The sequence below is a fragment of the Hymenobacter sp. R533113 genome, assembly GCF_056835965.1.
Map to the genome: position 1 here is coordinate 455,844 of NZ_JAKWBD010000001.1, position 23,134 is coordinate 478,977.

Sequence of the window (23,134 nt, forward strand, 5' to 3'; positions counted from 1 at the left end):
ATCTATTCGGCCATTTTGCTTAGAAAGAAGGACGCCAGAAAGCCGAGCACCGTAATCAGGCCCGTGAAATTGTGCGCCACCGCGAAGGCTTCCGGAATCATGGTATCGGCTAGCATGGCCAAAATAGCCCCCGCGGCCACCGCCGTAGTAGCCGATACTACCTGGGGTGAAAATTGGCTGAACACCGTGTAGCCGACCAATGAAGCCACCCCCGAAATAATGGCAATGCCGCTCCAAAGCAGCAGCACATAGCGCGCCGACCGCCCGGCCTTTTTCATGCCCGAGGCACTCGACAGACCTTCGGGAAGGTTGGATAAGAAAATAGCCACCACGGCTACCGTGCTCACGGCCCCACCGGCCAGCAAACTCAAGCCAATAACGATGCTTTCGGGAATGCCGTCGAGCAGGGCACCGATGGCAATGGCCATACCGTTGTCGCCCTCCGGCTCGTTATCCGCTTTGGCCTGGGCCTGCACGGCTTTGCGCTCGGTATGTTGGTGGTGGCCGGAGCGCTTGCGGTGCTTGGCGCCGTGGCGGGCCAGCAGCCAGTTGGCCAGGGTATACATCACTGCGCCGCCCAAAAAGCCGATGGCCGTAGAGTTGAAGCCGCCTTTTTTGTACGCTTCCTCCATCAGCTCCAGCGAAAGCGTCGAAATAAGCACTCCACTGCCAAAGGCAACGACAGCCGCAATCAGGCGCTGGGGTACGCTGAAGTAGTAGCCCACGGCCGCCCCGAGCAACAGCGCCGACCCCGACACCAAGCCCCAAAAGCCAGCCATTGCCCAGGTAGGGAAGGTCATAGAGAGGGAGAGAGAATAGAATTGTTAAGAAAAATCCACTCAGAGAGTGAGTAAAGCCAGCGGGCACTATACGAGAGCCGATAGCTATACGACATGCCCCTGGGGGTTATAGATAAAATAATATAAATTTATATTGTCATAGTTACAACTAAATAGTATACTTGTTTTTAAGACATACAACTAGCCTAAGCAGGCTTTTGCTTCCAAACAGGAAGCAACCTTTGTTAAATCAGACGCCCACGGACTTCGATAATTCGAAGGGAAACTCTGCGCGAAGAAACACTCTCGATTTCTTCGGAAAGATCAATAACAGCTCCTGGGGGGCATTTTGGCGTTGGCCACCCTTCGCGGCCAACTAGTGGGCGGACGGATGAAGTTCAACCTCCAGACTTTGTTTGAGCTATATCGGCAGGCTGGCCCTAGCCGCTGGTGTTTCAGTCAGCGCCAGGCGCAGGTAGGTTAGTTCCCCAACGGTAGCTCGGCCATCTTCAGATCCGATACCGCGCCAGCACCTTCTGGCAGTCCTCCGCACTCAGACCATCGAGCCTGACCTTTTTAAACGGCGCCGTATGGCCCGTGCTAATTGTAACGCTGGATTTAGCTACCCCAAACACCTCCGCCAGAAACGCTACCAGCTCAGTATTTGCCTGACCGGCATGAGCGGGCGCTTTAAGCCGCACGGTCAGCATTCCATCGGCCGCGACCAGCAGCTCATTGCGGCGGGTGTTGGGCTTGGCTTTGAGGTGAAGAATAGTACAAGACATAGGCACGGGCTAGCAAAGTAAGACTATCCAACCCATCTCTTCGACTTTCTGTCTACTATGAAAAAAAATTATACCGCACTGATCGGCGGGCCGCTTTCCTGGCGCTTGGGGGGCATTTTACTGCTGTTATTGCTAAGCTTTTCCGCCTCGTTTTGCAAGCGTGCGAAGCCCTTGGATGAGGGGTCTGCGGTCGGAGCCGCGCCCCCCGCTCTGGATGAAGACCACGATGGTGTGCCCGACCAGATTGAAGGGATGCCGACGCCACTGCCAGCCGGGGAAGAGCGCGAAGTGGCAGTTCAGGCTTCTATGGAACACCTGAATGTGCCCCCCAAAAGCCCGCCGCCCGGCCGGGCGCGGCCAAGCGAGCCAGCGTATGCCGCCGCCCCGCTGCCGCCTCGGAGCGAGCCCTCCATCATCGAAGACTTTGAGGAGCCGGGTCGCTTCGCTGCCTACTTGCCCGATACCATCGCTTGGGGCAGCACGGTAGAGTGGCGGCTCTCCATCGTGGCGGGGCCGCTGGGCGACGCGGCTAACCCCGTGTCCGATTCAGCTTTGGTACTGACTGTCAGGGCGAATGGGCACGATGATACGTTGGGGTCGCTGCCCGTCACCCGCGTGATGCGAGCCTACCTGCTGGACGTGGATGAGGCGTTCAAAATAGACCCCGATGTCATCCAGGAAAAAATCATCAGCCGCCGCAAGCATCGGCTGTATAGCTGGCAGCTGACCCCGCGGAAGCCGGGCGTTCATGTGCTTCAGCTAAAAATCATAAAGAAAGAGGCGGCTACGGCCACGGCTCTGGCCGACGAAGAAACCCTGCTCAAGCGCCGCGTGGTGGTGCCGCGCTCGGCTGCCTACTGGCAGGAGGCGGGGCTCAACGCGGTCAGCGACTACTGGGTAGGCTGGGCACTGGCCGCGCTGGGTGGCGCTTGGGCCTGGCTCCGGCGCAAAGCCGGCAAGCCGGCTGTCCTGCCGCCCGTTGCTAGCACCTGAGCCTTGCCTCTGGGGGGCATTTTCCCCATAATTCAATAATCTACTTATTATCAAACCAACCTACTATGAGCACGAACCCATCAACCCTACGCTCGGAGTATTTCACCGCCGACCGGGAAGTAGCAGCCTCCATGCAGGGGCTGAAAGCGTTTATTACCAGTACTCCTAACTGGGCTATTTCCGACGTGACCGACCAGCAGGGCAATCAGTACGTGGATTTGGTGATGGAGGGCGGCGGGATGCTGGGCGTGGCGCTGGTGGGCTACGTGTACGCTCTGGAGCAGGCCGGCATTCGGTTTTTGCGGCTGGGCGGCACGTCGGCGGGCTCTATTAATGCCCTGCTGATGGCGGCGGCCGGTCCGCGCCACGAGGCCAGCACCGACTGGATTATCACGCAGCTGGCCAATAAGAACTTCTACGACTTCGTAGACGGCGACCACGACGCCAAAGAGTTCATCGCCGACCTGCTCGACCGGGCCGAAACCCGCGGCGGGGGCGGCCTCGGTACCTGGGTCCGCAACCGTATTGACCTGGGTAAGCTGGGCGTGAGTGGCTTGCAGGTAATTGATAATCTGCGTGATAGGAAGGGCCTGAATCCCGGCGACCATTTTCAGGAGTGGCTGCGGCAGCTACTGGATGACAAAAATATTTCCAGCATAGCCGAGTTGAAAAAATTGCGCCTTCAATTGCCCCCCGGTGGGCTGCGGCGGCAAATGGCGGATGGCTCGATCAGTAGCTATAATCCGCAGTCGCTGGAGCGGGTGGCTATTGTGGCGGCCGACATCAGCACCCAAACCAAGGCCATCTTTCCGGAGATGGCTGGCCTGTACTGGCGCGACCCTGAGCAGACGCACCCGGCCAACCTGGTACGGGCGTCCATGTCCATTCCGCTGTTTTTTGAGCCGTTTGAAATCAACCAGATTCCCGGCTCCGGCCCGGATCGGACCCCGACTCCGGAGCAGGACCGCTACAAGCAGGCCTGGGTGGACTGCGGCTACACGGGAGCGATTCCCGAGCGGGTGCTTTTCATTGACGGGGGTATTATGTCCAACTTTCCCATCAATCTGTTTCACAATGCCCACAGTATGCCCGAGGCACCCACCTTCGGCGTCAAGCTAGGCATGGACCGCGACAGCGTACAGCCCACCAAGTCCTTCGTGCAGCTGCTGGGGGCTATTTTCGACGCGGCCCGCACCCAATATGACTTCGACTTTATTCAGCACAACTCCGATTACAAGCACCTGGTGCACTGCCTCGATGTGAAAGGCTACAACTGGCTCGACTTCGAGATGAAGCCCGAGCAGATGCGGGCCTTGTTTCGGGTGGGTGTGCGCGGGGCAGTGGCTTTTCTGCGCGGCTTCGACTGGAAAGCTTACAAAGAGCTGCGCCGCAAAAAGCTGGAAGTATTGGCCCAGTCCGAGCAGATGGAGCGCGACCGCAAAGAGCACGTAGAGCACCACAGTGAGCCGGCCAAGCCCGCGCCCGTGGCCGCCTGAGTTGCGCTAAGCGGGCGAATTATAAGCGTCGTACACGTTCCAGGCCCAGATCAGGAACGGCACGATAAGCGTCCAGGCAAGCAAAAAGCCCACTACGCCGCCTACGGCCCAGATAAGGAAGGCCTTGAGAATCTGACCTTTGATGAGCTGGCCTAAGCCGGGAATGAAGAAGGAAAAGATTGCGGGTACGCCGTAGGTTGGTTTCATGGGAGTTGTTGCTTGGCTGTTGGTGCTTGGAATTTATATAAAAGAACGTCATGCTGAGGAATCGAAGCATCTCTACCGCTTCGTTGAATTAGTAATCAGACGATAGCGGTAGAGATACTTCGATTCCTCAGCATGACGTTCTCAAGTGCTCATGCGCGCCTGCCCGAACGGGCACTGATCCAGCACTACGCAGCGCTGGCAGGCCGGCGCGCTAAAGTAACAGCATTTCTGCCCATGAAACATCAGGGCCTCGTGGTGGTCGTACACCTGCTGCGCCGACCAATCGGGGGGCAAAAGTTCGGCTAGCAGAGCATGGGCAGCCTCCGTGCCTACTTTAGAGCCGATAAGCGCCAGCCGCTGGGCTACGCGGTGGTGGTGGCTATCGACGGGCATAGCTGGTAGGCGCAACGTGCTGAATAGCAGGGTGGCGGCGCTGGTTTTGGGTCCCACGCCCGGAATAGACTCCAGCCAGGCCCGCGCTTCCGTAACTGGCACCTCCGCCAGAAACTCCAGGTCGCAAGGCCCGTCGCAGCGCGTACTGACTTCGCGGAGCACGGCCTGAATGCGGGGGGCTTTTTGCTCGGGCCAGGTGCAGGGACTGATGGCGGCCTGCACTTCCTCGGTGGGCGCGTCGCGCACTTCTTCCCAGGTCGGGAACCGGGCCACCAGTTGCTGGTATGCCTTATGCGACTCCTGGTTGCGGGTGCGGTGCGAAAGCAAGGCGCTGATTAGCTCGCTAAGCGGGTCTTTGGAGCTGAAAAAGCGAAAGGGCGCCCCGTACTCGGCGCACAGGCGCTCGTGCACCAGCAAGGCTTTGGCATGGCGGGCGGCGTAGTCGGGGGGCAAATTCGGGGCGAGGGTTTCCACAAGTATCGCCTACGCAAGCCAGGCCCGCCGAGGTTGCCGCCGCTTAGTTATTCCCCCGATTATAGAGTGAAATAGCCTGCCGGATATTGCGCTGCTGCTTGCCCTGCATAATAAGCGGCACAATAAACAACGGTATGCTCGCGTACGTCAGCGCTGAGATGCTGGGCCGCCCACCCGAGGAATTATTAAACGAAGCAAATAAGCCCGCCGCCACCAGGCCGCCGGCCGCCACGTAGCTCAGTGTGCTGTAAGTCTGGTATTTGCGCGCCTGCTCCAGCAAGCCCCGGCTGGCGGCGAAGTCGGAGGTGGCAATGCTGAGGTTGCGCAGGTTCAGGTCTTCAATCGGGCCATTGTCTTTGCTGAAATACTCGGTTTTGGTGGTGCGGTACATGGGGCCGCCAAAGCCCCCAAAACCGCCGTAGCGCCCATAGCCGTAGGGGTTGTAGCCATACGGCGAGTTGCCGGCGTATTGGGTGTTGGTAATGGAGTACAGGCTAATGCGGCCCACCCGGTCGCGGCGCAGGGTGGCCTCGCGGGTAGAGCGGCCCGGCAGCACCGTGCGCACGTAGTGACCGGTTTCGTCGTCGTAGTAGCTAACGGTGTTCAGATCGAAGCGCTGCTCCCCATCCAGCAGCAAAAAGGCCTTCCCGAAGATAGGCTGCTTGGTTTCAACATCATAGGCCTGAAACACGCGGCCGTCTTTGAGGCCCACGGCAAAGCGAGTGGTTTCGACGGGCGGCGCGGCGGTGCGGCGACGCTGCTGCTCGGCCCGCACGGAGTCGGGCAGGACGGGAGCTGTATTGACCGTAGAGGGAGGAGTAGCGCGGGCGGGCGCGGGGGCTGGGGCCGCAGGCTGGGGGCGCGTGTTAAGCTCGCGGGGCGCATCCTGCGCTACCACAGGCGCGGAGAACAGGGCCACCAGGGGGAAAGCCAGAAGGAAAAAACGGCTGGTCATGCGGGCAAAAGGCGGTAAGGTGGACAGCAGGATAGGCTCAGAAAACTACAGACGGCGACGATTTAGTATGCCGAAAAAGCCCCCCACCAAAAGATTTATTCATCGGCAATTACAGCCGAGGCTATCCGCTAAAAGGCGGGAAAAATAGGCGTAGGGGGCTTTTACACACAAGAGCCTAACAACCTCTGAAGCGTTGCGTCGGCGGCGCGCGAAATGGCTATTTACTTTTTAAGCCTTGGCTGCCCATGCATCTCCTTGCGTTGATACGGGCAATTATCTGCACTCTGACTTCTGTGGCGCTGGCTTTACTTCAGCAGCTTCTCCAGCAAGCTCAGACTGTCTACCATATCGGTAGAAGTTTCGAAGTCGATGGGCTTCAAAATATAGCCCGCTACGTCCATGTGTTGGGCTTTTAGCCGATCTACGTCCATGGCTGAGGTGGTCGTGATGAATACTGGAATATCGCGCAGCCTGGGCTGACCGCGCAGCTCTTCCAGAAACTCGTGCCCGTTCATTTTAGGCATGTTCAAATCCAGCAAAATTACCTCCGGCAACGGCTCGATTGCCTCCTGTCCATTGTGCCCCAACAGCATATCCAGCGCTTCGAGGCCGTTGAAGGCGGTGTAGAGCTTATGCTGCACGCTGAACTTGGCGAAGGACTTCTCCACAATCATCGTATCAAAGAAATCGTCTTCGACCAGGAGGACAGAACGCATAGGTGCTTGATAAACAGATACTAAATGAGGTTCGCGGCTGGTGCTGCTACCAACGAAGCAGGAGCCAGGGTTTTGGGCCACGTAAACACAAAGGTAGTACCCTGACCGACTACCGACTGTACCCGAATGCTGCCTTTATATTCTTCAATAGTCTTGCGAACGATACTGAGCCCGATGCCGGTGCTCTCCGCCGTGTTTCGGTCGCGCAGGGTCTGGAAAATTTGAAAGATTTTTTCGTGGTATTCCGGCGCGATGCCGGGGCCGTCGTCGGTTACGCTGAACTCATACTCTTTCTTCAACTCCTGAACCCCGATACGCAGGTGGCCCTGAACGCTGTGATGGTGCTTTACGGCATTGCTGAGCAGATTAGTGAATACCTGTTGCAGGCTAAGGCGGTCGGTGAGGAAGGGCGGGAGGCTGGGGGGCAAATCGATGGTGAACCCACGCGGAACTACCATTTCGGCCACTTCCGCTACCAGCTCACGCACATCCACCTGCTCCGGGAGCGGCTGGGCACGCCCGGCGCGCGCGTACGCCAGCAGGCCGTTGATAAGGTCTTCGAGGCGGGTAAGGCGCCCCTTCAACATCGTCAGATACTGGCGCATCTGCGCCGATAGCTCGTGCGCCGGTTCCTCTTCCATCCATTTTACCAGCGCCCCAATGCCGCGCAGAGGCGCTTTCAGGTCGTGGGAGGCCACGTAGGCAAACTGGTCCAGCTCCAGATTTCGCTTGCTCAACGCCTCGAAGGTCTGGTCCAGGGTTTGGGTCATGCGGTTGAGGGAACCAGCCAGCTTACCGAGGCTATCCTGCTCTTTATCCCGGATTTTTACCGTATAATCGCCGAGCACTACCTGCTCCGCCAGGTTTTCGATAAGTTGAATGCGTTGGGTGGTAGCGCGGTTCACGGCGGCCAGCTCAGCTTGTAGATGCTCTTTTTCCTTGAGCTCCTGCACAATTCGGCTAAATAGCCAGAGTACAATCAGAAAAGCCAGCACCGCCGACCCAATAATGGCCAGGGGCGCAGTGCGCTCCCAAATATCGCGGTAGCGCGTACGCTCGCGCAGCAGCAGGTCTTCCGAGGTTTTGATTCGCGCAATAACTGTCCGAATCTGGTCCAGCAGACGACGGTCGTCGCGCACCAGGTCGCGGGCCGCGTAGGGGCTCGATGGGCGCTGTCGCCAAGCATCCAGCAATAAAATTTCCTGCGCCATGAGGGTCCCAAGCGTATCCAGGCGGCGCTGGTGGTCCGGATTGTCGAAGGTAAGATGACGCAAGCCTTCGTAGTTGCTGTGGACGCCGTCCAGCAGGGTGTCATAGTTACTCAGATACGACTTGTCGCCCAGCAGCAAGTAGCCACGGATGGCGCCCTGCGCATCGCGCATCTGGGTGCGCAAGTCGGTAGTGTGCTGCAATACCTTATAGGTGTGCTCCACCCGATTGGTGTAATAAGCTACCTGCTGAATGCTCAGGTAAGCCAGCAGGGAAGTAAGCAGCAGCACAACCAGCGCAATGCCAAAGCCCAGCCTGATTTTGGTGTTAAGATTCAGCCGCACCTTATGTAAGAGTGAATGGGGAATGAACGAGGACTACTGGCAGCCTAAGCCGGCGCGTAAAGCTCGCACTTTTACGTTTGAGGATGAAAGTCAGCAGCTACTTATTGCCTCGTGTAGGCTATACCTTTGCTAGCCCAACTGCCCTGCGGGTTGGGGTTGCTCCTTGTTCGTCTTTACCCGGAAAAAATGCCCCCCGACCCGATTACCAGCCCCCAGAATCCGCGCATCAAGAACCTGTTGCGCTTGCAGCAAAAGCCCGCTGAGCGCCGGCAGCAAAACCTGACCATCATTGAGGGCTACCGCGAGCTGACTATTGCTCAGCAAGCCGGCGTAGAAGTCACCACGTTGTTTGTGTGCCCAGAGTTGACTGAGCCAGCGAGGCAGCAGGAGCTGGAGACGTTATTTGCCCCCCGCCCAGAGTATTTCACGGTATCGAAGGCGGTGTTTGAAAAGGTCGCCTACCGTGAAGGCTCCGACGGCATACTAGCCCTGGCCCGCCCACCGCGCCGCGTCCTCACCGACCTGAAATTGCCCCCCAGCCCGCTCCTGATTATTCTGGAATCCGTGGAAAAGCCCGGCAATCTGGGCGCCGTGCTCCGTACTGCCGACGCGGCCCGCGTCGATGCCGTTATCGTGTGCGACCCGCGCACCGACCTGTATAATCCCAATGTGATTCGGGCCAGTATCGGGTGTGTGTTTACCAACCAAGTGGTAGCCGCTCCTACCGCCGAGGTAGTTGCCTGGCTGCGCCAACATGGCATTCGCAGCTACGCCACCACCCCCGCCGCCACGGAGTTATACACCAACATGGACTTCAACGGCCCCAGCGCCATCGTGATGGGCACCGAAGCCACCGGTCTCAGCGACGAGTGGCTCGCGGCGGCCGATGCCCAGATCAAGATTCCAATGGCCGGCTACATCGACTCGCTCAACGTGAGCACCTGTACGGCCATCATGACGTTTGAGGCCGTGCGCCAGCGTGGGGGCAAAATTGAAGCCTTGCTTGGATTTCAGCGAATAACCTCCACCCAGCCTTTCAGCGTGAGGGCGCACTGCGGCTGGCTCACCTGGTAATAATAGATGCCAGCGGGTTGGCCCTCGGCTTGCCACTCGTTGCGGTAGGCCGCGCTCTGGTACACCTCGCGGCCCCAGCGGTTGAAAATGCGCAGCTCCGGAATACCAAGCTCCGAGGGTAGCACAAAAGTGTCGTTGCGCCGGTCGCCGTTGGGCGTAATGACGTTGAAGATATTCCGCTCCCCGGCGGGCTGTATGGTGAAGACAATAGTAGTAGGGCAGGGAGCATTTGTCGTCACGTTTACCCGATAAGTGCCGGCCGTCTTTACAATGATTGACCGCGTTGTTTCCCCCGTCGACCACTCATATTTGTTGCTTATCATGCCGGCATCCAGCGTGAGCTGGGCGCGGCAGTCCAGCGAGTCGAGACGCTCCACGAGCGCTGAATTTACTCTAACAGTGGTAGTAACAGTAAGGCGTTTGGGTCCACAACCACCCGTACGAGTCACAGTGAGTTGCACCTGGTAGTTGCCTCCCCGCTCGAAGCGGTGAGTAGGGCTTGCCGTTGTTTCTATGGGGCTACCGTCGCTAAAGTCCCATTCATACGTTTCGGCCCCGCTGCCGGCATTGCTGAACTGAACGGTGTAGGGCGCGCAACCTGCCGGTACCGGAGGCAGGGCGGCCGTCAGCGTTGGTAGGGAAGCACCCGCAGGCAGCATATTAAACTTGAATGCCGCTCCGCTATTGGAGCTACCTGCCGTTTTGGTGGGAGAATAAGTGCCTGGCGTCGTCGTGAAGGTTGTAGCAACTGTGCATTCGATGTGATACAGCACGCCCTGCTTTGTAATTTCGTTGGAAGCAGCCGGGTGCAGGTGCGTTTCTCCGTTGGCAGGTCCACCGAAATACGTGCCATACTCCAAGCGGCGGGCGCCCGGACTTAAAACAGCTAAATAGATGCTGCGCTGAGCGCTGGAAAAAGCATCGGAGGTAGTAGGGGAGGTGCTGTTGCTTCCGTAGGCGCAAAAATAAATGCGGTTGCAGGCGTCGAGGTTGAAGGCCGTAATCAGCGTGGAGGAACCAGTAGAACCGAGATTGGCGGTGGTAATCTGGGTGGAGAAAATGGTGCTGGTTAGTGCTGGATTGAAGCAATGAACAAAAACCTTCTCCGTATTCGGCGTCTGGAAGGTGAATGTGCCATCCGTAACGGGGTAGCTGCCAGCAGTAGCCCCAGCTACCAATACCTGCCCATCGGAATCAAAATCGATGAAGCGGGCCAGATCGGTGGCGGCTGTACCCAGATAAGTGCCCCCCAACAAGGTGTTGCCCGCAGCACTGAGGTGCAGCAGAAAGCCGTCTAGCTGTCCACCCCGATACGTACTGTTCAGCCCGGTGCTGCCCACCGAAAGGTCGGCGCTGGCAGTCTGGCCGCAAATGTAGATACTGCCATCGGGAGCTACTTTGATATCGTGCACCTGATCTTCGGCTGTGCCGCCCAGGTAAGTCGACCATTGAAGCGTAGATAAAGACTCATCCAGGCACGTTACAAACCCATCGTTGCCAAAAAAACCTGATATACTAGGGCTTCTAAGTGTAGGCTGCAGCGCATTGCGGACTGGAAAATTAGGCGAGTTCGTATTGCCCCCTATTAATACATCACCCGCTGGGGTGCTCGTAACGGTAGCGGGCTTGGAGGAAAGAAAGCCGCCTTCGTAGCCCGACCCGCCTAAGTAAGTAGAAGCTAACAGGGTTGTGCCATCAGCGCTTAGGCGGGAAATAACATAGTCTTGCCCTCCATTGGAGGTTTTATCATAAGCTGAAGTGGTCACCGGGTAGTTGTTGGAGCCTGAGAGGGCCAGCACGATCAGCTCATTCTTAGCTGTAACGGCCATGTCTAACGGGTAATCTGAGCTGTTGCCTCCCAGGTAAGTGGCAAATAGCACGGTGCGGCCCGTAGGATCCAGCTTGGAAATACCCATATTCTCACCCTGCTGCTGTCTCTGGTACGCCCCTATAGTCACGGGGTACGTTGCATCCAGCGAATACCCCGCCGTGTACATGTTGCCGTACTCGTCGCCCGCCGCTGAGTTAGCTGACAAAAACGTGGAGAAGGTAGTATAGGTGCTAAATACCAAGGCCGGATCGATAATCAGCGGCAGCTTCTTATCGTAGGTTTGTGTTAATTCGAACCGCACTTCTTTGTCATACAGGCGGAAGCGACAGGCTACGGGGCGTCGCTTCCCATTGGCCACCACCTGATACGCTATGGGCGCTTGCTCCGCTTGTACCCCCAATTGAGTATGGAGCTGAAGCTGCCCGTCGTGCAGTTCTAGCTTATCCAAGCCTTCATAGCGCATCCGAATCTGGCTGGGGTCGGCGCCGGGCGCTACTTCGTAGTCGTATTTCAGCTGCCCATCCACCGAGTGCCACACCATATCTACGCCAGCGTACACCTGCTCGTAGCGCACAGCGGCAAATAGCGGCACCTTGGTGGCCCATTTCTTAGGATCAGAGCCCAGGAAGTAATTATGGTAGGTTGGCTGTCGCTCTTGGCCCTGCGTTTTGGGCTTTATTTGAGCACCCACCAGTTGCATCCGGAAAGCATGGCCTTGCACAGGCTTGCCCGAGCCAACAGCCGAGTGACTGTACTCAGCTGGCAGGGCTTGCAGGTTGTAGGTAAACTGGTTGTTTTCTAGAAATAAAAGCCCCCAGGCACTGCCGTAGCATATTGTACCTGGGCAGGCCATTGTCCGGCGTTGGCAACAAACTGAAATGCCGATGGTGCGGGAGCGTTGGCAAAGCTGGTGAGAATAGTGAAAACGCTCAGTAAAACTGTAAAAGTCAGTCGCATAAGTTAAAATAAACAACCAGTAAAGAAGACGCTTTCTGCCCCATTATCAGCAGGTGTTAGACCTGTGAAATTTAGCGCTAAATAAAGGTATAGTGGAGACAGTTAGCGACGCAGACGAAGCGAGCGCGCCACTTTTATGTACTAGCTATTAATAGGCCCAATTCAGGCATTGGCGGCGTAGCAAAAGGCGCTGTTACGGCGGACGTACTTGACACTAGCGCAAGCTCCTATTTACTCCCAAAAAAGCCCCCGCTCCGTTATGGCTGGTCCTCGATGCTGACTTCCGTGAGCCGAAGCGTATGATCGAGGGCGTAGCGGATCGTGCGCTTGCCGCCCGTCGGCTCCAGGGGCGCGTCGGCGGGGCGGTAGATGGGGAAGGTGCGCACCAGGTCGGCACCCGCCACCGTGAACTCATCGTGGCCCTGGTAGCCAGAGATGGCCTCGGAGGGCAAAGTTGGCAGTTGAAATCGCTCCCAGTCCTGCGTGGTAAACTCAAAGCCGTATACTTGTCCGCGAGCATTAGCTGCGGTTTCGCGCACGAAAACCAACGCTTCCGGCAACTCATTCTGGTTTAAATCAGTAAGCAACGCCGCCGTAATTTCACCCGCGATTGAGTCACGAATGGCAGCCATTTCCCGGCCCGCACGTCGGGCCGTGAGCGCCAGCGCCCGGCGGTTGCCTTCGCCGGTCGAGGTGACATCGGCTGTAAAATCACCCTGCTCAAGGGTCTTGCTGAAAGTGATTTTGGCTGGTGCTTTTGGGGTTGGCGCAACTATCATAGTCTCACCCCGACGAGGCTCTGCCCGCTGCTCCTGCACCGTAGAGCCGCAGCCTGACGCCATCAGTACGAGGAAGCCGGCAGCAATTGACGCGTGTTTCATACTGCAAGCTACCGTGGGGCGGCTATATAGTATGCGGCTTTGCTTAAAAGTTTGACCACAATTCCCTGCTCGCATTATAATGAATCTGCTGGGGGGCAAAACTGCCGGGTTTTACACTCGTTTGAACTCCCGCACCCATACATCCAAGGTATCAGCAGCATACAATATCGGTTCCCCACTAGGCGAAGGCAAGCCGTGGCTTTCTACCAAAGTAGATTTCCACTCGCTTAAGCTGGCTTCGCGCAACGTCCACGGCTCATGGTATAACTTCCCGCGCCAAAGGTCGTTGCCGCGCACTCCTCGCTGCAAATCAGGTCCTGCCGTGTACAGATAGTAACGCTCGGTAAGGAAATGCTGCAAAGTTCCCGGCCGCGACGCTGGTAAAACTTTACCCAATTTCCAGGTGGCCTTGAATTCAGCGGGAGCTATGCCACGGTGCGTGCGCTCGGCGGCGGCGCGCAGCGTGTCGCCGGTTTGCATCACGCTCATGCGGGCGTGCAGGTAAGGGAGGTGAAAAAACGTGCGCGCCGCCCACACGCCCAGCGCCAGCGAGGCATCCAAGGAAAGAAACCACACGCCCGGCACGCCATCGAGGCGTGCATACGTGCGCACGTTCAGCTCGTGCAAATGATGGAGACCTGGCACGGCGGGCAAACCCAGCGGCCGAATGTGGCTCATGGTAAACGGCACCACGCCCAGCCACGCCCGCCCCTCAAACAGGTCCAGCTCCAGCCGCTCCGGCAGATAAGGCCGCAACAACTCTGGATCAACGGCCCAATGAGCAAAGAGCAGCTGACTCCACCGCTGCCGCATCAGGGGCAGGCCTGGGGGCTTTTTGTCGGTGATTTTGAGAGTGTAGTAGAAGGCATAGCGGCGAGTACAGCTTCCATAACAAACAGCTTGGAAGAATAGCCTGCGCGGGAACGTAAAACGATAAAAGACGCGACCGACGGCCGCGCCTTTTATGGATAATATACTACACTACGGCCAGTAAAAACTAGCTGGCTTTATTATACACGGCTTTTTCCAGATTCTCCACCCGCTGTTTCAATTCCCGCACTTCTGCTCCTTGTGTAGTCTGTACGTCTGCTGTCCGGTCGTAACGGTCCGTTTGACGGTTCATGGCATCCAGTACAGCGTTAGTCATGTGGTTGAAGGAGTTGACCATCCGGTCGAAGCCCTCGTTCATTTGCGCGCGCATCTGCTCCTGCGTTTGCAACATCTGCTCCTGCGTTTGCAACATCTGCCCCTGCGTTTGCAACATCTGCTCCTGCGTCTGTTCCATACGGTCTTGACGCTCAACTATTTTGTCTAGCGTAATCAGGATATCGGCTACCACTTCGGGCAAATCGCGCTTATTTTGGTTCTCAGAATCCATACTTGTCAGGGTAGAGGCGGGTTGGAAATATACGCAGCTTTACGCAGCAGTGTCTCGCAGCCTTTCAAGAAAAAAGAGGCACAGCCTGCGCCGCGCCTCTTTTTAAAAACAACCATCGGAAAACGCTTTCCTAGTCGATTTTCTTAGCGGAACGCAAACGCTCGTTTTCGTCCAACAGAATCTTGCGCATCCGTACCGACTTCGGCGTTACTTCCAGATACTCGTCTTTCTGGATGTACTCCATGGCCTCTTCCAGTGAGAACTGACGCTTCGGAACAATCTTCGCGTTGTCGTCGGAGCCGGAAGCGCGCATGTTTGTGAGCTTCTTGCCTTTCTGGATGTTGATGGTCAGGTCGTTGGGGCGGGTGTGCTCGCCGATAACCTGGCCAGCGTATACTTCCTCGCCCGGATCGACGAAGAACTCGCCGCGGTCCTGCATCTTATCGATGGTGTACGCGGTGCCGGCACCTGTATCCATCGAAATCAGCGAACCGGCAATACGACCGGGAATCACGCCTTTGTAGGGCTCGTAGCTCTGGAAGCGGTGATTCATGATAGCCTCACCAGCCGTAGCAGTCAGTACGTTGTTACGCAGACCAATCAGGCCACGAGCCGGAATATTAAACTCCAGGTGCTGTAGGTCACCCTTAGGCTCCATGATGGTCAGGTCGCCCTTACGCATCGTTACCAGCTCGATAACCTTACCAGCAGTTTCCTCCGGTACGTCCACTACTAGGTGCTCAATAGGCTCCAGGCGGTGGCCGTTGTCGTCTTCTTTGAACAGCACCTGGGGCTGGCCCACCTGCAATTCAAAGCCTTCGCGGCGCATGGTTTCGATCAGTACCGACAAGTGAAGAATACCGCGGCCGTACACTAGGAATGTGTCCTCCTTATCGGTTTCTTTCACGCGCAGAGCGAGGTTTTTCTCCGTCTCTTTAAACAAACGGTCACGCAAGTGACGCGAGGTCACAAACTTACCTTCCTTACCAAAGAATGGCGAGTTGTTGATGGTGAACAGCATGTTCATCGTGGGCTCGTCGATGCTGATAACAGCCAAACCTTCCGGGTTGTCGGCATCAGCCAGCGTATCACCGATATCGAAACCTTCGATACCCGTAACGGCGCAAATCTCGCCCGAGCTAACTTCAGCTACCTTGTTCCGGCCAAGGCCTTCGAATACGTGCAGCTCCTTGATTTTGACTTTCTTAATAGTGCCATCACGCTTCACCAGGCTCATGTTGGCGCCTTCTTTCAGCGTGCCGCGGTGTACGCGACCAATGGCGATACGGCCTACGAACGACGAGTAGTCGAGTGAAGTTACCTGCATCTGGGGCGTGCCGTCCAAGGTAGGAGCCGGAGGAATGGAAGCCACTACCGCGTCGAGCAGCGGAATAATGTTGTCGGTCTTTGATTTCCAGTCGGTGCTCATCCAGCCTTGCTTCGATGAGCCATACAAGGTCACAAAATCAAGCTGATCTTCCGAAGCGCCGAGGTTGAACATGAGGTCGAAAACCTGCTCGTGCACCTCGTCGGGGCGGCAGTTTTCCTTGTCCACTTTGTTCACCACTACAATAGGCTTCAGGCCCAAGTCAATGGCTTTGCCCAGTACGAAGCGAGTCTGCGGCATGGCGCCTTCGAAGGCATCCACGAGCAGCAGCACGCCGTCGGCCATCTTCAATACGCGCTCTACCTCACCGCCAAAGTCGGCGTGACCAGGGGTATCGATGATATTGATCTTAACGTCCTTATAACGAACCGATACGTTCTTGGAAACGATGGTAATGCCCCGCTCACGCTCCAGATCGTTGTTGTCCAGGATCAGGTCGTCGAAGTGCTGGTGCTCATCGAATAGCTTAGAGGCGTGAATGATTTTGTCCACGAGCGTCGTCTTGCCGTGGTCAACGTGCGCAATAATTGCGATATTCCGAATGTTCTGCATACAAAGGTTTTTGCGGGCGCAAAGGTACGTAATTGTCAGCGGATAAATGAGTGTGACGAAAATGTTAACTGTTTGAAACTGAAATAGCACCCGCTCTCACGAACCGAACCCAGACCCGGCCGCGTATGTTGTGCCAGTAGCCACCGCCGTGGCGCGCTACTCATTTGTTTCATTTACACTTCTTTCATTTCTCCCTGATGCGTAACTACGCCCTTATTCTGGCTTTTTCTTTTTTGACGATGGGCACGGCCTGTTCCCAGAAAAAAGATGGTCTGGCAACCGCTAAGGCTCAGGCAGCTACCAAACCCGGTCCCGCCGCCAAAGCCTACCCTACGGCTCAGCCCATGACCAACAAAGCCGACGAGTTTGCAGTTCGCAAAACGGAGGCAGAGTGGCGCAAACAGCTCACGCCCGAGCAGTTCAACGTATTGCGCGAAAAAGGCACGGAGCGGCCATTTGCCAACAAATACGCCGATAACCACGAGCAAGGCGTGTATTACTGTGCTGGCTGCGATAACAAGCTGTTCGACTCGGCCACCAAATTTGAGTCGGGCACGGGCTGGCCAAGCTTCTTTGCCGCGGCTACCGCTACCAGTGTAAAAGTGCAGCAGGATAACAGTTACGGCATGTCGCGCGACGAGATTGTGTGCGCCCGTTGCGGGGGGCACATCGGCCACGTATTTGATGACGGCCCAAAGCCTACCGGTCAGCGCTATTGCATGAACTCGGCAGCAATGATCTTTAAAAAGCAGTAACTCTGCTCAAAATAGCCCCCCAACGCGGCCCACCAGCATCTTTGCTGGTGGGCCGTGGCATTTATCCGGGCTGGCGGTGACTTTTTGCCCCCCGCTGTGTTGTAGCAGTCCGACCCTGCTTCGTGGACTCCAACGTACCACAATGCATCTGCCCAACCCCCTGAATTTACTATGCGCGTAGCTCAATAGCCGCGCAACTTCTTTCCTTTTATGCCTTCTATCAATTCTATTGCTGATTTGCAGCAACAGCTAATCCCGGCGCGCGAGCAGCTCGTGACCCATAGTGTGTACCAAAGCCTTCATTCCCTGGAGGATGTGCGCCTGTTTATGGAGCACCATGTATTTGCCGTCTGGGATTTTATGTCTTTGCTAAAAGCTCTCCAGCGCGACCTGACATGCGTGAAAGTGCCTTGGGTACCGGAAGGCAACCCCATCACGCGCCGTCTCATCAATCAGATTGTGTTGGAGGAAGAAAGTGATGTAGACCAGGAAGGTCATCCGGCCAGTCATTTTGAAATGTACCTGCGGGCTATGGAGGAATGTGGGGCCAATATGCAGCCCATCAACCGGCTACTAGCGGCCCTCGATGCGGGCGAAACGGTTACTTCCGCTCTTGCCATTGCAGAGGCACCGGCCTCAGTACGGCAGTTTGTGCTAACCACATTTGAGGTTATCGACTCGAAGAAAACCCATGCCATTGCTGCTGCCTTTACGTTTGGCCGCGAAGACCTGATTCCGTCCATGTTCCGCCACTTAGTAGGCGACCTGCGCCAGCGCTTTCCGGGCAAGTTCGATACGCTCACCTATTACCTCGACCGTCACATTCAGCTTGATGAGGAAGTCCATACTCCTTTGGCTCAGCAAATGGTGCGCGAGTTATGTCAGGACAGCTCCCGGCGCTGGCAGGAGTGCAGTGATGCTGCCGGGCAGTGCATAACGGCCCGCGTTGCGCTTTGGGACGCGATTCGGCAGGCGCTGGCCACTACAACCCCAGTCATTCGCTAAGCCAACTTGTTGCCGTGTGCTACGTTCTACCAGCGTAGGCTCGCCGCCGAACCTGCATTAAGGCCTCCAACTTATGTCTACGCATCTTTTCGGCTTGCCTTCGCGCGCTTGTTGGCTTGTCGGCTTAGTGTTTCTGGCGGCGGCTTGCACCGCTAGCCAAGAGCAGGCGGCCGAAGTAGACCGCGCCCCACTTCCTACGCAAATTCGTACGGATGCCGACCGGCAGGCCGTTTACAACAGTGGCATTGGCACTCGCGCCGCCATACCCGATGCTACGCCTGGGCGGGTGGAACTGGGTGAGCAGGCTGCTGGCACCAACGCCCGCCAGCGCATCGAAAACGTAAATACCAACGACCCAAATACCAGCACCCCAGAAACGCGTCTGCGTCGTCTGCCCGGTGCCCCCGCCGATACCATTCGTCGTCCTAGCTTGCCCTAGCCACTAACTGCCGGCTTGCGATTTAATCGCAAAAAAGCCCCCCAGCCAGGCATTTTGCAGCGGCTGGGGGCTTTTTTGCTAGATGACGCTACTGACTGACGCCGTTGGAATCGGCTACCGCGGCTGAGGTCTTAACCTCGGCTGGCTTACGCTGGCCAGTGCTGGGCTTGCGTGCATTAGTAGCTGCTCTGCTATTTCGATTTGCGGAAGCCGCAGCAGTAGTGCCTGCTGTAGTAGCCTGACTTTTACGCGGGCTGCCATCTTTGTTCAGTGTTACGGCCGGCCGGGGGGCAGACTTTCGATTGCGATTCGTAGGCTGCGTAGCCGGTTTGGAGGGCTCAGCAGGAGCAATACTAATGGTATCGGCCGAGTCGTAGTGCCGTACGATGGTGTGCAATGCTTCCTCAAACATACGCTCTGTCTCTTGGTCCAAACGCCGCGTAGCTTCTTTTACCACATCTTTCAGCTTGGCTTTCGTTTCTTTGCGAATACGTTTTACCACTTCATTCATGCGAGTGTCCAGCTCTTTCTCAAGTTGCTTAGCTGCTATCTTGAGCGATTTTTTCTGATCCGCTTTCTTAACAGCCCTGCCGTCATTCAGTGAATCGGTTGCGCGAACGGTTTCTTTCATCGTTTTGCGCTCCGCTTTGGGCACTTTCGGAGTAGGCTCTTTTTTGGTCTTTTTAGCGGATTTCTCCTGTTCGGTTTTTTTCATGATAGAAGCAGGTGAAGGGTTGGAGACGTGGCCTTTAATATCAGTAGAATTATTCGACCTATTCACTCAAATATAGCTGTATTTACTAGTTGCCAAATGTTATGCTTTTATAAAGCAGTCATGTCCTTGTTTTTAAACCTTCCTTTGCAAAAATACGCTAGCCTGCTACGGCATTCTGGCTACTCTCCTTTGATTACTTCTTTGGTTTAGCTTCTTCTTATGTCATCTGAATTTCAGCGTTATACCGTTACTGCCGCTCTGCCTTACGCCAATGGTCCGGTGCATATTGGCCACTTGGCAGGTGTTTATTTGCCGGCCGATATTTATGTGCGCTACCTGCGCAGCGCCGGTCGCGATGTAAAGTTTATTTGCGGCTCCGACGAGCATGGCGTACCAATTACCATTCGGGCGCAGAAAGAAGGTGTCACGCCCCAGCAAGTAGTAGATAAATACCACGCACTAATTCGGGATTCTTTCCTTGATTTTGGTGTGTCGTTCGATATTTATTCGCGCACTTCCTCTGCTACGCACCGCGAAGTTTCGAGTGGTTTTTTTCGTAAGCTTTACGAAGAAGGAAAATTTATTGAGCAAACGTCGCAGCAGTATTACGACGAGCAAGCAGACCAATTTTTGGCCGACCGCTACATCGTCGGTACGTGTCCTAATTGTGGCAACGAAAACGCCTACGGCGACCAGTGCGAGCGGTGCGGAACTTCGCTAAGCCCCACCGAATTAATTAATCCGCGCAGCATGCTTAGCGGCAATAACCCCGTGCTGCGTGAAACCAAGCACTGGTATTTGCCTCTTGACCAATACGAGCCCTGGTTGCGCGAGTGGATCGTGGAAGGCCACAAAAACGATTGGAAAGCCAACGTGTACGGGCAATGCAAATCCTGGATTGATCAGGGTCTGCACCCCCGCGCCGTCACCCGCGACTTGGATTGGGGTGTGCCCGTGCCGGTAGAAGGCGCGGAAGGCAAAGTGCTTTACGTATGGTTTGATGCGCCTATCGGCTACATTTCCGCTACCAAAGACTTGCTGCCCGAAACCTGGGAAACCTATTGGAAGGACAGCGGCTCGAAGCTGGTGCATTTTATCGGCAAGGATAATATTGTGTTTCACTGCATCATATTTCCGGCCATGCTCAAGGCCCATGGCGATTATATTTTGCCCGATAATGTGCCCGCTAACGAATTCCTGAATCTGGAAGGCGACAAAATCTCCACCTCGCGCAATTGGGCTGTGTGGCTGCACGAATATTTACAGGATTTCGAGGGCCGCGCCGATGTATTGCGCTACGTTTTGTGTGCCAATGCTCCCGAAAATAAAGACAACGATTTTACCTGGAAAGATTTTCAGGCGCGCAACAACAACGAGCTTTTAGCCACGCTCGGCAACTTCGTAAATCGTGCCGTGGTGCTCACGCACAAGTACTTTGGGGGGCAAATTCCGACGCGTAATGAGCTGACCGAATTTGACCAGGACGTGCTTCAGCAATTAGCTGATTTTCCAACTCGCGTTGGCCAGCTTATCGAGAATTACCGCTTCCGCGATGCGCTGAATGAGCTGATGAACCTAGCGCGTTTGGGCAATAAATACTTGGCGGATACGGAGCCCTGGAAACTCATAAAAACAGACGAGCCACGGGTAGCAACCATCCTTAATATTGCCCTGCAAATTACGGCCAGCCTTACTACACTAATGGAGCCTTTTCTGCCCAATACTGCCGCACGTCTGGCTGGTATGTTAAACACTGAAAAAGGCCCCTGGGCTGCCGCTGGCAACCCTGATGCGCTGCCTGCCGGACATCAATTGAGTGATGCTTTTCTGCTCTTTGAAAAGATAGAAGATGCTACGGTGGAGGCGCAGGTACAAAAATTACTCGACACTAAAAAAGCGAATGAGTTGGCCAATGCAACTACGGCACCAGTCAAGGAAAATGTGTCGTTTGAGGAGTTTAGCCGCATGGATTTGCGCGTGGGCACCATCACTGCCGCCGAGAAAGTTGCTAAAACCAAAAAGCTCCTCAAGCTCACCGTGGATACTGGCCTGGAGCAGCGCACCATCGTGAGTGGTATTGCGGAATCGTTTATTCCGGAAGCACTGGTTGGGCAGCAGGTGTTGGTGCTGCTAAATTTGGCCCCTAGAGAGATAAAAGGTATTCAGTCGCAGGGCATGCTGTTGCTAGCCGAAAACGCCGACGGCTCGTTGGCACTCATGCAGCCCGGTCAGCAGGTAAGGCCCGGCAGCGGAGTGATGTAAAACAGTAGCGCGGAAATCTGTTCCGCGTCGAGCAGAGTGAGAAGTCGGTATCGCGCCATTTGCGCACACACGTTGTCTCTCGCGGTGCTCGACGCGGAACAGATTTCCGCGCTACTTCACATTGACCACATTCATAGCCCGCTCAACACCCAAGGTTCCAAACGCCAGCACCGCGTCCGCAGCTTTTTCGATGCGCAAGGGCAAGTCAATCTGCTCGTCGGCTGAGAAAGGATTGAGCACATAATCCACTTGCCGGCCCTTGGAGAAATTAGCATCGACCCCAAAGCGCAGGCGGGCGTATTCATCCGTGCCGAGGGTTTCCTGAATAGACTTGAGCCCATTATGCCCCCCGGCCGAGCCTTTGCTCTTCAAGCGCAATTTGCCATAAGGCAACGCCAGATCATCCGTCACGACCAGCATCTGCTCTTTTTCCAGCTTGAGACTAGTGAGATAATGAGCTGCCGCTTTGCCACTCAGATTCATGTAAGTCGTAGGCTTTACTAACACGAAGGTTTTGCCTTTGTGCTTGATTTCTGTCACAAACGCATGTCGATTTATTTCAAACCGACCATCATGCTTATTCGCCAAATAATCGGCCACCATAAAGCCGATATTATGACGAGTATCGGCGTATTCGGGACCAATATTGCCAAGGCATAAAATCAAGTATTTCATTGAATCACGGATTAAATCGGATATGTCGGACTGCACAGATTTAGGGAATAATCAATCTGATTTCTGTGCTCAATATCACCTAAAGAAAAGCCCCCAGAATATTCTGGGGGCTTTTCTTTAGGTGATAGAACGGATTACAAAATCCGTGAATTAGACTTACTTGTCGCCACCAGCCATGGCACCTTTCAGCGCACGTGGAATAGCCACCGTGGCGATAGGAGCGAGGGGATTGGTAAGGATGGCGTAGTTAGTAGGCTCCACCTTGCTTACTTTAATAGACTTGCCTAGCTCCAGGTCCGAGATGTTCACCTCTACATAGTCAGGCAGGTTTTCGGGCAGCGCCTTCACCTTCAGCTTGCGCAGCTTCGAGATCAGCTTACCACCTTGCTGTACGCCGGGCGAAGTGCCAATGTATTTTACGGGGATGTCCATCTTCACTTCTTTGCCTTCCTGCAGCTGCAGAAAGTCAACGTGCATCAGCATCTCGTTCACGGGGTGGAACTGCGCCTCCTGCACGATAGCACGGTAAATTGTGCCTTCTACGTTCAAATCAACGATGTGTACTTCAGGCGTGTACAGCAATTCGCGGAAGAGAATGGCAGGAGCCGAGAAGTGTACCTGCTCCCCTGCACCGTACATTACGCACGGTACATAAGAATCAAGACGCAGCCGCTTTGCCTCTTTCTTGCCGAGATTCGCTCTTTTAAACCCTACAATCTCTAAGCTTTTCATAAAAAAGTGTTTTTGGAAAAAGTAATCTGTGTTCCCATCAGTCAATGGGGCCGCAAAGATAAGGTTTAGATTGATCAATTAAAAAACAGGCGATGATACTGCTTATCAGGCTGAGAGAACGTCATGCAGCGCGCAGCGCA

Annotated in this window: 22 protein-coding genes; 7 read left to right on the forward strand and 15 right to left on the reverse strand. The window is 55.5% G+C overall.

The window, feature by feature from the left end; translation table 11 throughout:
* Nucleotides 1-2: 2 nt before the first annotated feature.
* Together MKZ35_RS02085 and MKZ35_RS02090 are read right to left on the reverse strand one after the other, a co-directional pair.
* Nucleotides 3-800 carry a ZIP family metal transporter gene (locus tag MKZ35_RS02085; RefSeq protein ID WP_482511568.1) on the reverse strand — a complete coding sequence of 266 codons (798 nt, stop codon included), beginning with the start codon at nt 798-800 and terminating at the stop codon, nt 3-5.
* A gap of 488 nt (nt 801-1,288) precedes the next feature.
* Entirely contained in the window at nt 1,289-1,564 is a 276-nt protein-coding gene (locus MKZ35_RS02090) for a DUF167 domain-containing protein (protein WP_482511569.1), read from the reverse strand.
* A gap of 57 nt (nt 1,565-1,621) precedes the next feature.
* On the opposite strand from MKZ35_RS02090, the gene MKZ35_RS02095 reads away from it, so the two are divergent.
* Together MKZ35_RS02095 and MKZ35_RS02100 are read left to right on the forward strand one after the other, a co-directional pair.
* Nucleotides 1,622-2,557: a hypothetical protein gene (locus MKZ35_RS02095; RefSeq protein ID WP_482511570.1), complete on the forward strand. Its 936-nt coding sequence runs from the start codon at nt 1,622-1,624 to the stop codon at nt 2,555-2,557.
* A gap of 65 nt (nt 2,558-2,622) precedes the next feature.
* Complete coding sequence (locus MKZ35_RS02100) at nt 2,623-4,053, forward strand: patatin-like phospholipase family protein (RefSeq protein WP_482511571.1); 1,431 nt, start codon at nt 2,623-2,625, stop codon at nt 4,051-4,053.
* A 6-nt stretch (nt 4,054-4,059) separates the two neighbouring features.
* Here MKZ35_RS02100 and MKZ35_RS02105 read toward each other — a convergent pair whose 3' ends face one another.
* The 5 genes from MKZ35_RS02105 to MKZ35_RS02125 all read right to left on the reverse strand — a co-directional run bounded on the left by MKZ35_RS02105 (nt 4,060) and on the right by MKZ35_RS02125 (nt 8,351).
* Nucleotides 4,060-4,260 carry a hypothetical protein gene (locus MKZ35_RS02105; RefSeq protein WP_482511572.1) on the reverse strand — a complete coding sequence of 67 codons (201 nt, stop codon included), beginning with the start codon at nt 4,258-4,260 and terminating at the stop codon, nt 4,060-4,062.
* Nucleotides 4,261-4,401: 141 nt separating this feature from the next.
* Nucleotides 4,402-5,127 (reverse strand): endonuclease III domain-containing protein, encoded by a 726-nt coding sequence (locus MKZ35_RS02110; protein WP_482511573.1) that lies wholly within the window; start codon nt 5,125-5,127, stop codon nt 4,402-4,404.
* Between the two features lie 43 nt (nt 5,128-5,170).
* On the reverse strand, nt 5,171-6,082 hold the full coding sequence (locus MKZ35_RS02115; protein WP_482511574.1) for a hypothetical protein: 912 nt from the start codon (nt 6,080-6,082) through the stop codon (nt 5,171-5,173).
* A 305-nt stretch (nt 6,083-6,387) separates the two neighbouring features.
* The gene (locus MKZ35_RS02120) at nt 6,388-6,798 is read right to left on the reverse strand and encodes a response regulator (protein WP_482511575.1); all 411 of its coding nucleotides are present in this window, start codon (nt 6,796-6,798) and stop codon (nt 6,388-6,390) included.
* Nucleotides 6,799-6,818: 20 nt separating this feature from the next.
* On the reverse strand, nt 6,819-8,351 hold the full coding sequence (locus tag MKZ35_RS02125; protein WP_482511576.1) for an ATP-binding protein: 1,533 nt from the start codon (nt 8,349-8,351) through the stop codon (nt 6,819-6,821).
* Between the two features lie 186 nt (nt 8,352-8,537).
* Between MKZ35_RS02125 and MKZ35_RS02130 the strand changes: the two genes are divergently transcribed.
* Nucleotides 8,538-9,425, forward strand: a complete 888-nt coding sequence (locus tag MKZ35_RS02130; protein WP_482511577.1) for a TrmH family RNA methyltransferase — start codon at nt 8,538-8,540, stop codon at nt 9,423-9,425.
* Here MKZ35_RS02130 and MKZ35_RS02135 read toward each other — a convergent pair.
* From MKZ35_RS02135 to typA, 5 genes are all read right to left on the reverse strand, one after another.
* A complete protein-coding gene (locus MKZ35_RS02135; protein WP_482511578.1) occupies nt 9,362-12,109 on the reverse strand; it encodes a DUF7948 domain-containing protein in 2,748 nt (915 codons plus the stop codon). The two genes, MKZ35_RS02130 and MKZ35_RS02135, sit on opposite strands and share 64 nt — an antisense overlap.
* Nucleotides 12,110-12,470: 361 nt before the next feature.
* On the reverse strand, nt 12,471-13,094 hold the full coding sequence (locus tag MKZ35_RS02140; protein ID WP_482511579.1) for a hypothetical protein: 624 nt from the start codon (nt 13,092-13,094) through the stop codon (nt 12,471-12,473).
* 111 nt (nt 13,095-13,205) lie between these two features.
* Complete coding sequence (locus MKZ35_RS02145) at nt 13,206-14,069, reverse strand: YqjF family protein (protein ID WP_482512250.1); 864 nt, start codon at nt 14,067-14,069, stop codon at nt 13,206-13,208.
* Nucleotides 14,070-14,091: 22 nt separating this feature from the next.
* On the reverse strand, nt 14,092-14,472 hold the full coding sequence (locus MKZ35_RS02150) for a hypothetical protein (RefSeq protein ID WP_482511580.1): 381 nt from the start codon (nt 14,470-14,472) through the stop codon (nt 14,092-14,094).
* 130 nt (nt 14,473-14,602) lie between these two features.
* Nucleotides 14,603-16,411 (reverse strand): translational GTPase TypA, encoded by a 1,809-nt coding sequence (typA, locus tag MKZ35_RS02155; protein WP_482511581.1) that lies wholly within the window; start codon nt 16,409-16,411, stop codon nt 14,603-14,605.
* A gap of 197 nt (nt 16,412-16,608) precedes the next feature.
* Here typA and msrB point away from each other — a divergent pair, with 197 nt between their 5' ends.
* The 3 genes from msrB to MKZ35_RS02170 all read left to right on the forward strand — a co-directional run bounded on the left by msrB (nt 16,609) and on the right by MKZ35_RS02170 (nt 18,610).
* Nucleotides 16,609-17,166: a peptide-methionine (R)-S-oxide reductase MsrB gene (gene msrB / locus MKZ35_RS02160; RefSeq protein WP_482511582.1), complete on the forward strand. Its 558-nt coding sequence runs from the start codon at nt 16,609-16,611 to the stop codon at nt 17,164-17,166.
* 210 nt (nt 17,167-17,376) lie between these two features.
* Entirely contained in the window at nt 17,377-18,171 is a 795-nt protein-coding gene (locus MKZ35_RS02165; protein WP_482511583.1) for a DUF3050 domain-containing protein, read from the forward strand.
* A 73-nt stretch (nt 18,172-18,244) separates the two neighbouring features.
* Nucleotides 18,245-18,610, forward strand: a complete 366-nt coding sequence (locus MKZ35_RS02170) for a hypothetical protein (protein ID WP_482511584.1) — start codon at nt 18,245-18,247, stop codon at nt 18,608-18,610.
* Nucleotides 18,611-18,698: 88 nt separating this feature from the next.
* Here the strand turns inward: MKZ35_RS02170 and MKZ35_RS02175 are convergent, their stop codons facing one another.
* Nucleotides 18,699-19,325: a hypothetical protein gene (locus MKZ35_RS02175; protein ID WP_482511585.1), complete on the reverse strand. Its 627-nt coding sequence runs from the start codon at nt 19,323-19,325 to the stop codon at nt 18,699-18,701.
* Nucleotides 19,326-19,544: 219 nt separating this feature from the next.
* Here MKZ35_RS02175 and metG point away from each other — a divergent pair, with 219 nt between their 5' ends.
* Nucleotides 19,545-21,587: a methionine--tRNA ligase gene (metG, locus tag MKZ35_RS02180; RefSeq protein WP_482511586.1), complete on the forward strand. Its 2,043-nt coding sequence runs from the start codon at nt 19,545-19,547 to the stop codon at nt 21,585-21,587.
* Between the two features lie 111 nt (nt 21,588-21,698).
* Here the strand turns inward: metG and pth are convergent, their stop codons facing one another.
* Together pth and MKZ35_RS02190 are read right to left on the reverse strand one after the other, a co-directional pair.
* Nucleotides 21,699-22,262 carry an aminoacyl-tRNA hydrolase gene (pth, locus tag MKZ35_RS02185; protein ID WP_482511587.1) on the reverse strand — a complete coding sequence of 188 codons (564 nt, stop codon included), beginning with the start codon at nt 22,260-22,262 and terminating at the stop codon, nt 21,699-21,701.
* A gap of 156 nt (nt 22,263-22,418) precedes the next feature.
* Entirely contained in the window at nt 22,419-22,994 is a 576-nt protein-coding gene (locus MKZ35_RS02190) for a 50S ribosomal protein L25/general stress protein Ctc (protein ID WP_482511588.1), read from the reverse strand.
* Nucleotides 22,995-23,134: the final 140 nt, after the last annotated feature.